This is a genomic window from Sphingobium sp. UBA5915 (assembly GCF_002431195.1).
Taxonomy (GTDB): domain Bacteria; phylum Pseudomonadota; class Alphaproteobacteria; order Sphingomonadales; family Sphingomonadaceae; genus Sphingobium; species Sphingobium soli.
Genome location: NZ_DJDV01000115.1, coordinates 1 through 9,841, shown reverse-complemented (window position 1 = coordinate 9,841; position 9,841 = coordinate 1). Strand labels below are relative to the sequence as shown.

14 protein-coding genes are annotated in these 9,841 nt (G+C 59.3%); 7 read left to right on the top strand and 7 right to left on the bottom strand.

Features of this window, described 5'->3' with window-relative positions:
- Positions 1–176: 176 nt before the first annotated feature.
- The gene (locus B2V90_RS20045; RefSeq protein WP_349681227.1) at positions 177–1,199 is read left to right on the top strand and encodes an alpha/beta hydrolase family esterase; all 1,023 of its coding nucleotides are present in this window, start codon (positions 177–179) and stop codon (positions 1,197–1,199) included.
- Positions 1,200–1,206: 7 nt separating this feature from the next.
- Here the strand turns inward: B2V90_RS20045 and B2V90_RS20040 are convergent, their stop codons facing one another.
- The 4 genes from B2V90_RS20040 to B2V90_RS20030 all read right to left on the bottom strand — a co-directional run bounded on the left by B2V90_RS20040 (position 1,207) and on the right by B2V90_RS20030 (position 2,227).
- Positions 1,207–1,413 (bottom strand): DUF3253 domain-containing protein, encoded by a 207-nt coding sequence (locus B2V90_RS20040; RefSeq protein WP_293922950.1) that lies wholly within the window; start codon positions 1,411–1,413, stop codon positions 1,207–1,209.
- A gap of 82 nt (positions 1,414–1,495) precedes the next feature.
- Entirely contained in the window at positions 1,496–1,666 is a 171-nt protein-coding gene (locus B2V90_RS23205; protein ID WP_375188345.1) for a DUF2256 domain-containing protein, read from the bottom strand.
- Between the two features lie 13 nt (positions 1,667–1,679).
- A complete protein-coding gene (locus B2V90_RS20035) occupies positions 1,680–1,937 on the bottom strand; it encodes a hypothetical protein (protein WP_017503139.1) in 258 nt (85 codons plus the stop codon).
- Positions 1,938–2,023: 86 nt separating this feature from the next.
- Complete coding sequence (locus B2V90_RS20030; RefSeq protein WP_017503140.1) at positions 2,024–2,227, bottom strand: hypothetical protein; 204 nt, start codon at positions 2,225–2,227, stop codon at positions 2,024–2,026.
- 270 nt (positions 2,228–2,497) lie between these two features.
- Between B2V90_RS20030 and B2V90_RS20025 the strand changes: the two genes are divergently transcribed.
- The gene (locus tag B2V90_RS20025; protein ID WP_017503141.1) at positions 2,498–3,268 is read left to right on the top strand and encodes a PRC-barrel domain-containing protein; all 771 of its coding nucleotides are present in this window, start codon (positions 2,498–2,500) and stop codon (positions 3,266–3,268) included.
- Between the two features lie 307 nt (positions 3,269–3,575).
- Here B2V90_RS20025 and B2V90_RS20020 read toward each other — a convergent pair whose 3' ends face one another.
- The 3 genes from B2V90_RS20020 to B2V90_RS20010 form a co-directional block, all read right to left on the bottom strand.
- Positions 3,576–4,088, bottom strand: coding sequence for a hemerythrin domain-containing protein (locus B2V90_RS20020; RefSeq protein ID WP_293922949.1), 513 nt, complete (start codon positions 4,086–4,088; stop codon positions 3,576–3,578).
- 113 nt (positions 4,089–4,201) lie between these two features.
- Positions 4,202–4,852 carry a DUF6766 family protein gene (locus B2V90_RS20015; RefSeq protein ID WP_293922948.1) on the bottom strand — a complete coding sequence of 217 codons (651 nt, stop codon included), beginning with the start codon at positions 4,850–4,852 and terminating at the stop codon, positions 4,202–4,204.
- A 160-nt stretch (positions 4,853–5,012) separates the two neighbouring features.
- Positions 5,013–5,801, bottom strand: coding sequence for an alpha/beta hydrolase (locus tag B2V90_RS20010; RefSeq protein ID WP_017503303.1), 789 nt, complete (start codon positions 5,799–5,801; stop codon positions 5,013–5,015).
- Positions 5,802–6,091: 290 nt separating this feature from the next.
- Here B2V90_RS20010 and B2V90_RS20005 point away from each other — a divergent pair, with 290 nt between their 5' ends.
- The 5 genes from B2V90_RS20005 to B2V90_RS19985 all read left to right on the top strand — a co-directional run.
- A complete protein-coding gene (locus B2V90_RS20005) occupies positions 6,092–6,667 on the top strand; it encodes an SRPBCC family protein (protein WP_017503304.1) in 576 nt (191 codons plus the stop codon).
- Positions 6,667–7,857, top strand: a complete 1,191-nt coding sequence (locus tag B2V90_RS20000) for a zinc-dependent alcohol dehydrogenase (protein WP_017503305.1) — start codon at positions 6,667–6,669, stop codon at positions 7,855–7,857. The genes B2V90_RS20005 and B2V90_RS20000 overlap by 1 nt, the downstream gene beginning before the upstream one ends.
- Positions 7,858–7,868: 11 nt before the next feature.
- On the top strand, positions 7,869–8,651 hold the full coding sequence (locus B2V90_RS19995; protein ID WP_026109640.1) for an SDR family NAD(P)-dependent oxidoreductase: 783 nt from the start codon (positions 7,869–7,871) through the stop codon (positions 8,649–8,651).
- Positions 8,652–8,660: 9 nt separating this feature from the next.
- A complete protein-coding gene (locus tag B2V90_RS19990) occupies positions 8,661–8,843 on the top strand; it encodes a hypothetical protein (RefSeq protein WP_026109641.1) in 183 nt (60 codons plus the stop codon).
- Positions 8,844–8,871: 28 nt separating this feature from the next.
- Positions 8,872–9,841 (top strand): catalase family protein (locus B2V90_RS19985; RefSeq protein WP_293922946.1); only part of this gene is annotated, 970 nt, incomplete at its 3' end.

Sequence of the window (9,841 nt, the reverse complement as noted above, 5' to 3'; positions counted from 1 at the left end):
TGGGCTGAGAACATCGCTTACGCTGCTGTTGCAGGATAGGAGATTTTCGTATGTCTAGATTATCCGCTACAATCGCCCGATTGGCAGCCATGCGAGCCAGCCACTCGCTCCAGGCTCTATCCGCTGGTCCCAGTCGCCTGGTGGACCTCGATGCTTTTGGGACCAACCCAGGCGCGTTGAACGCCAAAATCTATGTGCCCGAGAAGATTGCTGAGAAACCGGCGCTGGTCGTCATATTGCATGGCTGCACGCAAACCGCCGAAGGCTATGATCGCGGCGCGGGCTGGTCACAATTAGCAAATGAGCACGGTTTCCTGCTGCTATTTCCAGAGCAGCGACGCGCAAACAACCCCAATCTCTGTTTCAACTGGTTCTCTCCCACAGACAATGGCCGCGATCTGGGCGAGGCGCTATCCATCCGACAGATGATCATGGCGATGGTGAATAGCCATGGGGTCGACCCGTCGCGCATATTCGTGACAGGTCTTTCAGCAGGGGGCGCAATGACCTCTGTCATGCTTGCCAGCTACCCGGAATTGTTTGCGGGCGGCGCGATCATCGCCGGCCTGCCGTACGGATTGGCGTCGAATATCTCGCAGGCGCTTGAAACCATGCGCGGATGTGGAGCTTTCGACGCGGAGGATCTGGGTGATCGGGTCCGTCGCGCGTCGGCCCATTCCGGCCCCTGGCCACGCATTTCGATATGGCACGGCAGCGCCGATGCGACAGTCAGCAGTTCCAATGCAGAGGCAATTCTTGCTCAGTGGTTGTCGGTCCACGGTCTTGAGCCGGCACCGGACGTTTCAGAGCAGATAGCGGGCCACCGCAGGCGCTCCTGGAACGATGCAGTCGGACGCCCGCTTATCGAGGATTATCGCATTGCCAAGATGGGCCACGGCACACCACTCTCCACGAGCGGGCCGGATGCTTGCGGCATGGCAATGCCGCATATGCTCGAAGCGGGTATCTCATCCACTCGCAGGATCGCATCGTCCTGGAACCTGTTAATAGCTGGCACGGAGCGCACTGTCGCGCAATCGGTCGGCAAAGCTCGGGAGGGCACACCGAGTCTGCCGGTATCAAAGGTAAATCGATTGGAAGCGTTGCCCTCCGAACCTTCATGCCCGACCATGTCAGGGAAGGCAGGCGTAGAAAAAGTCATCCACGATGCGCTCCGGGCTGCGGGCCTCATGCGCTGAGCAGATTTCACCTCATGGGTTGCATACGGCCGATCCGATAGGGACCATCGCGCGACGCCATGACTTTTCCCTTCCAACTCAGTTCGACCAACCCTTCGGCTACTAGCTGATCGATTGCGGCGTGGACGACCGGCATTTCTTCACGCCACGAGGGCCCTTTGGGATCAGCGTTCGCTTTACCGGCAACCATCCGTGCGACCTCGCTTGGACAGATTGTCGCCTGGCCCGTGCGGCGGCGAGCAAATGTAAAACCTTGTTTCGCGCATTCTCTATCCGCTCAAGGGCAATGTCAGAGGTCATCGGGTCAGGTAAGGATGGTGCCCGGCCTGAGGCGGTGCCAGGCGGGCAGCAACGCTCGGAACAGAATCTACCCGCGCCCAATACCGCGTCCATCTCGTGCGCCAGATGAACGAGGGTCCGCAGCCAGTGCAGATTTTCCAGGAAAGCTTCAGCTTGTGGTGGGTCATGACAGGATCAGGATTAGAGCCCGATCTCCTCGAGTGCCCGAGCGACCTCGGGGTCCAGGGCCTGGTCGGATTTGGGCGTCAGGCGGTTTAGCGCAGTACGCAGCCGCTGTTGTGCAACCTGCAATGTCTTGTGCCGAACCTCACGCGTGACGTTGGTTCGCCATGATCGGCTCTCGCCCAGCAGAGCTGCCCATTTCGCCTCTTCTGCCGCCAGGATCGACAGGGCCAGCCTCAGACCATCCCGGCGGCCACGCGCATAATCCTCTTCCATGACCACCACCTCGAAGATTTGACACTCCGTACATCGGCAGCGCGTGCCTCCGGCGAATGGCTCAGCGCAGCACTGTTGCCAAGCTATCAGCAGTTTGCATCATTTTCTGACTCGAAACCCTGAACAGCTTTCACAACGCCGTACCCAATGGCGGTCAGCAGACCGACCTTTACCACAGTACCGACAATGCGCGGCATGAAGTAACCGATAACGGCTCCCTTCGCGCCGCTGTCGCCGTCCCGCTGGTCCAGCTTTGACCCTATGACCGCACCGATGATTTCCGTGATCATAACCTGCTTCCTTGTTGAGATCAGAGGAGCGCGCGACATCGCGTGAGGTTCCACTGTTATCGACTGATGCGTACGAGGCAGATCGCCAATTGCGCAGCATCGACTGAAGCGGACTAGCGCCATCTCCTGCTTTATGACCCTCAGTTACCTTTGCGCAGGAACGCCGATCGACACTGGCACCGGAATTACGCGAGTCATACACGGAGCGCTCAGGCGTTGGGCGCCGTGTTATGAATTGTTCGGAGCGTTTTTGATCGCGACCATCGCCAAATGCCCCTTCCACCAGCGGAGCTTATTCTCGCGGGCCTGGTACGGCCCCTGCTCGGCAAAACCGCTGCCGCCGTATATGCAAAGAGAAATCTCAGAAATCTGCCTTCGATCCGGCACCAGCTAGACCGCCTCGCGTTGGTCGCTTCTCACCTATTGATCATGGAGCTACCAGAGTTGGAAGATCTCGCCGGTTGGATTGCCCCTGCCGCCACCATGATTGCGGCCATGATGACCGCAGCCAATCTGGGCGCACGCGTCACGGGCTGGGGTTTCGGGGTCTTCACCTTGGGATCGATCGCCTGGTCGATAGTCGGTTTCTCTTCGGGACAGACGAATCTGCTTGCCACCAACGGATTTCTAACTCTGGTCAATCTCATTGGCGTCTGGCGCTGGCTTGGCAAGCAGCGCGCCTATGAAGATGGCGGTAAGTCCGCCACCCTGGCAAGCCAGCGGTCCCTCTATCCAACGCTTTTCACCGCGACGAGCGTCGCTGGCATGCCGGTCGTTGATGCTGAAGGCGAGACAATCGGACATGCAGTCGAAGCCCTCGTGTCCTGCGAGAGCGGCAGGGTAAGTTACGTCGTGGTTGCGTCTGGCGGTTGGGCGGGCGTGGATGAAGAGCTTCGCGCTGTGGATTGGACGGATATGAACTTTGCCAGTGCTCGGCTGACCCTGCTGCGCTCACGCGCGTGGTTCGATCGTTTGGCACCGCTTCCCGAGGGAGAATGGCCCGCGGCACCGGCGGAGTTTGACGAGAGGCGGAGCAAATGAGGTTTCTTCACGACCTTTACGATACCGCCCATATCTGTGCCGGAATGTGAGCGCAGATCGCGGCCTCGACATGGCGGAAAGGGGCATTGCTGCTGTAACATATCCTTCCCCCAATTTCCGGGGACGGCCTGGAACTCGCCAGCGCCATCTGCAAGTATATCGGGGGAGATGTCGCCAGCGCTCTTCAGGCGGAGTCTTGCTACACGGAGAGGCTGACCGCTCCTGTGAAGGATCGCGTCGGATGGCGGTTGCAAGACATGAGCCGTCGCCATTTTCAGACGCCGGCCCATTGCGTTTTACCGGCTGATTAGGCTGCGAGCAGGTTCACAGCTGTCGGCTTTGCAGCGGGCAGCCCGTCTGCCTTTGCTTGCGCAAGCAATTCCTTCTTGCGTGCAGCCATCGCGTCGCGGAGTGCCACAAGATCGACATCCGTCTTCCGACACTGAGCGAACATGCCCTCCGACGGCATTTCCTCCTCATGGACATGATGCTTGATTTCTTCCGAAAGCACCTTGACCTTTGCATCGTAGAAAGCGTCGTCTGGCGACCCGGCCTCCAAATCGTTGATCAGCACTTTGGCGCCATCATGTTCGACATAGGCTTCGTCGAGCGTGTCGTCCTCGATCAACCCGCGGAAGGCGGGATAGAAGATTTCTTCCTCGATGAGCGTGTGGATTTTGAGCTCGACGCAAATCTCGTGCGCCAGCGCCTGCTTGCGGTCTGCGGATTTGGCACTCTCGAACTTCTCGAACAGATCCTCGACCTTGCGATGGTCGGCCTTTAACAGGGCGATCGCATCGGTGAATTGCGGCTCGGCCATCCTAATTCTCCTATGGGGTGATGGCCAATGAAGCAGTCGGCACCAATTATGGTTCCTCGCTAACGACTCGCAAAAAGGAAGGAGGCCGGGAGTATGGAGCCATCCACATCTGCTTACTCGCCCGTCTGACTATGAGGGGCTGCTACAGCCTTGGATTCCGGCGATTCCCGTTGGCGCAGAAAAATGGATAGAAGCACCAGAACGGCAGTCGAGAGAAATTCGCTTTGCCAGTTTTGGGAGGATTCAAACCAAAGCTGAGGATCGCCGAGATAGGCTATCGTTGTCAGCGGCTGTTCTCCATGTGCTATTGCATCCTGCGCTGCCACCCTGGCGCTTTGGCTCCAGTGGATGACAAAAGAGATGACGAAAAGGGCGGCCAGAGCCAGGCCGAGCGATTGCGCATAGAGAGCGCGCCAGATTGGCCCCCATCGCAGGATTTTCGGTGCACCGGGCTTGCTCGCCTGGAGATCGAGGTCTGCGTCTCGCGGCGGGCCGTCCGGGTCCTTGGATTCGGCCGAACCGCGCTGGACGAGGAAAGCGGTCAGCACCACATAGGCTGACATTTGCAGGAACTCGCTCTCCCAATTCTCAAAGACGCTGGAGAGAAATTCGGGGCTGAAGCTGTAGGCGCTGAGCGAAAGCGCCTGTTCGCCATGACGGTGCGCATCTTCGACCTGAACATGCCAGCCCGCGATCCATTGTCCGATAATGCTCGCCCCAAACAACAACAGCAGGACGAGCGTCAGTCCGTTGTTCCGCACCATGACCATCTTCCAATCCTCATGATCCTTTGGGTGACGGCTTGCTGGCTCGCGGACCGTCGGTAAAGATTGCCACGTAACACCCCGGGTGCAGCGGTCCGGGGTCGAATGGACAAGTCTGCGCCGGTTCGCACGGCGCTCGCCTTCGGGCCGGCGGGGGCTATCAGATGATCGCGCCGGCGCTGGTTGCGGCGCTGTTGGGCTCGATAAACTGGTAGGCGGCTTCCGCGACATCCTGCCAGCCCGGTTCATTGCAGATATAGTGGCTGCGGCCGGCGAAGGGCAGAAACTCCGTCAGGCTCGCTACGTCCGTGTAGGCCCTGAAATTTTTCTCGCTAAGATGTGCGGGAATGATCTGATCCTCTTCACCGCCGATCAGCAGCAGGGGCGCGTGCGGCGCATCGAGATCGATCCGGCCATCTTCGCCCATGCAATCGCGCAGAATGTTGCGGCTGTCATGCGTCGCCGTCGCCTCGAATTCGGCTGCTGCGTCCGGTGGGCTCAAACTATTGGCGAACGCATCACGGAAGGTCTTCTCGTCCATGAGCACAGGCGCATTGCCCTTCAGAGGGTTTGCGATGATCGCGCTGTTTTTGATGAAGCCCCAATCGAGATCGATAATTGCGTTGGGGGCGACCGAATTGATGGCAACGCCGCTCGACAGCAATCCGCGACTGAGCAGGATCTGGGTGATGAGCCCGCCGACCGAATGACCGATCATGATCGGCAGGTCGTAACGACGCACCTGGGCCTCGACCGCTTCGATCACCTCGCGAAGGCGAAGGTCGCCCAGACCTTCAGGCGGGTTCTCACGCAGATCGAGTGGGTTTCCTGCGTGAAGCGGCCAGGCCGGTGCCACGCACTCATAGCCCTTCTCGCTGAAATAGTGGGTCCATTTGCGCCAGCTGACAGGATTTTGAAACATGCCATGGACGAATATCACGGTTTTCATGGATCACTCCTCGACTGGTGGGGGACGCCCAGGCGAACGGTCCAGGCTACCGTCCGTTCCAGTGCCAGAGAGCAGGGCATTCACGCCTGAAGACCCTCGTGCGGCCGTTTATCGCGCAACCCGGCGCCCGCTGTGGCTCCAACACTGATCTCCATCAATAAGATTTATCCCCGTGTTTATGGGACTATTGCTGCGGCAGTCGCGTTGAGTAGCGGCGAGACCAAGGCTCGCTTTTGCTGCGCCCATCCATGTTGGCGCAGCCTATTTCCCATGCCCAAGGAGCTATGCCCATGAGTCATGCGACAGACGATGCCCCTGCGGCCACAGCAAAGTCGAACGAGCAGAAGAAAGAGGCTTCAACCGCAATCGAGGGGGCGGATCATGGAAGCCTCATTGGCAAGTCCGTGACCATCAATCGCACTCGCACCGAACTTTTTGCCTATTGGCGCGACTTCACCCGGCTGCCCAGCTTCATGGAGAATGTGGAGCGCGTGGACGTCCTCGCCGCTGGACGCTCCCACTGGGTGGTGAAGGCGCCGGCGGGAAAGACCGTAGAATGGGACGCGGTCATCACCGAAGAGATAGACGGTGAGCTGATCGCCTGGGCTTCTGTCGAAGGCGCTGACGTCCCCAATAGCGGTCGAATCGAATTTCGCGACGCGGGCGAGCGCGGCACGATCGTCACGGCTACCATCACCTATGATCCGCCCGCCGGCTTCATCGGCAAGATCGTCGCCAAGATGTTCCAGCGCGAACCGGCCATTCAGGCGCGGCGCGATCTGCGGCGGTTCAAGCAGCTCATGGAAACCGGCGAGGTCGCCACTGCCGCCCGCACAGCACAGCAATTTGCCGAGGAGAAGAACTGATGCGCGCGCTAACCTGGCACGGCAAGCATGATGTCCGCGTCGATACCGTCGACGACCCTGAAATCCTCAATCCGCGCGACGCCATCATCAAGATCACCTCGACCGCCATATGCGGTTCGGACCTGCATCTTTATGATGGCTACATCCCGACCATGAAAGCCGGCGACATCCTTGGCCATGAGTTCATGGGCGAAGTGGTCGAGACCGGTGCAAAATCGACGTTGAAGAAGGGGCAGCGGGTCGTGGTGCCTTTCACCATCGCCTGCGGGAACTGCTACCATTGCGGCAAGCATCAATATTCCGCCTGCGATAACGGCAATCCCGCCGACAATCAGGATATCGGCCGGGAAATGTATGGCCAACCAATGTCCGGACTGTTCGGCTACAGCCATCTGACCGGCGGCTATGCAGGTGGGCAAGCCGAATATGTCCGTGTGCCATTTTCCGACGTCGGGCCGATCGTCGTTCCCGATGGGTTGGATGATGACCAGGTCCTTTTCCTCTCCGATATTCTCCCAACCGGCTGGCAGGCGGCCGAATATGCCGATATCGAGCCGGGCGACACCGTCGCGGTCTGGGGCTGCGGACCGGTCGGCCTGTTCGCGGTCCAGTCCGCCTTCCTGATGGGCGCGCATCGGGTGATCGCGATCGACCATTTCCCGCATCGCCTTGAGCTAGCGAAGCGCTTCGGCGCGGAAACCATCAACTATGAAGAAACGAAGACATATGAGGCGCTGATGGAGATGACTGGCGGCATCGGTCCCGACGCAGTCATCGACGCCGTTGGCCTCGAAGCGCACGGCTTCTTCCTCGACAATGTGGTCGATCAGATCAAGGCGTCGATGTTTCTTGGTACCGACAGAACCCATTCGATCCGACAGGCGATCCATGCCTGCCGCAAGGGCGGCCGCGTTTCCATGCCGGCCGTCTATGGCGGCTTTGTCGATAAATTCCCGCTGGGCGCCTTCATGGAGAAAGGGCTGACGCTCAAGACCGGCCAGACCAGCGTCCAGCATTATATGCCCGCACTTTTGAATGCGATCGTCGAAGGGAAGATCGACACGACCTTCCTCATTTCGCATCGGATGGGGCTGGAGGATGCTCCCATGGGCTACAAGATGTTCCACGACCAGCAGAATGAAGTGACCAAGATCGTGCTGAAGCCCGCCTTTGATCGCGTTGCGGCGTGAGGAGAAAAGACATGGCTAGTAAATTCGCAATCATCTCCGGCGCGTCCAGCGGGATTGGCGCTGAATTGGCAAAACTGGCGGCCGCAGATGGCTATGATCTCCTCGTGGTTGCCGACACGCCCTTTGCCGATGCCTCGGCTGGACTCGCAAGTTTTGGTGTCGCGGTCGATACGCTCGAGGTCGATCTTTCTACCGTACAGGGCGTCGATCAATTGCTCGATCGTGCCGGCGGGCGACAGGTGGACTTGCTCTGCGCCAATGCCGGGCATGGCCTGGGACATGCGTTTCTCGACCAGCAGCTATCCGATTGGCGCCATGTCATAGACACCAACATCACCGGGACCATCTACCTCCTTCACAAGGTGCTCAGTCCGATGGTGGCGCGCGATGCGGGAAAGATCCTCGTCACTGGCTCGATCGCTGGATTCATCCCCGGCAGCTTCAACGCGGTCTACAACGGCACCAAGGCTTTCATCGACAATTTCACCGAAGCGCTGCGCAATGAACTCAAGGATCATGAGGGCGTCACGCTGACGACGCTGATGCCCGGCGTGACCGATACGGAATTTTTCGACCGCGCCGGCCTGGGAACCGACACTTCAGTGGGTGCCGACGACAACAAGGCCGATCCGGCCAAGGTTGCAAAGGATGGCTGGGACGCGCTCTTGGCGGGAAAGGGCCATATCGTTTCGGGCTTTTCGAACAAGCTGCAGGTCGCAGCAGCGGGTATAGTGCGACAATCGTTTTTGGCTGAGCAGCATCGCAAGATGGCTGAGCCCGGCAGTGCGCAATAGGAGGCCAGAATGTCCAAGGATACCAGTAGAGTAGCGCGAGGACCGCTCGGCGATGCCCGTCCGGACCATGAGGCTGAGGATGATCGGCCCAAGGGGAAACCCTCCGAAAAGGTGGAGGACCGGCCCAATGTCGGCACGGTAAAACCCGAGGATTATCCGGCCGAGGATCGCGACAACGCGCGCCCGGATTGAGATGTTTCAAACTATCGCCGGAGGCCCGATGAGCAGCCCGATCCCCTATACGACCGACATCGAGCGGATTGACCAGGATGAGGCGGACGTAAATGCCGAACTGGCGGACACTTTCCGCCAGATCATCGAGACCACATATCGTGATCTGGGCCACGGGTTTCGCGGTGTCCATGCCAAGAGCCATGCCCTCCTTCAGGCGCGCGTTCGCGTGCTTGAAGGATTGCCGCCTCACTACGCGCAAGGCGTTTTTGCCGAGCCGAAGAGCTTTGATGCTTTGGTAAGAATATCCACTGGTGCTGGCGATATATTGCCTGACAGCGTCTCATTGATCCGTGGCTTTGCCATCAAGCTCGTCGGCGTCGAAGGCGAGCGGCTGGCAGGGAGCGAAGGCGACAGTACACAGGACTTCCTGTTCGCCAATGGTGTTGCCTTTCCGACCCCGGGTCCAAAGAAGTTCCTCGCGAACCTGAAGCTGCTCGCCAAGACCACCGACAAGGTCGAAGGACTCAAGAAGGCAGTATCTGCCGTCTTTCGAACGGCCGAGAAGGGCGTCGAAGCACTGGGCGGGGAGAGTGCCTTGCTCGAACAGCTTGGCGGCCATCGCCACACCCACCCCCTTGGCGAGAGCTTCTTCACCCAGGCGCCGATCCGTTATGGCGACTATATCGCCAAACTTGGCGTCGTCCCGCTCTCAGAGAATTTCAAGGCGCTCGAAGATCAGGAAATCGACATCGCCGGTCGTGACGATGCGCTGCGCGAAGAGATTGCCAGCCTGCTGGCGGCGCAAGGCGGTGAATGGGAAATACGCGTTCAGCTTGCCCGTGATCTTGCTGCCAATCCGATCGAGGATGCGTCGGTTGCCTGGCCTGACGAGGACAATCCCTATGTTGCGGTCGCGGTCATCAGCATTGCGCCACAGCCGAGCTGGACTTGGGGCAGAGCGCGGGTGCTCGACGATCAGACAGCGTTCAATCCTTGGCATGGGATCAAGGCGCATC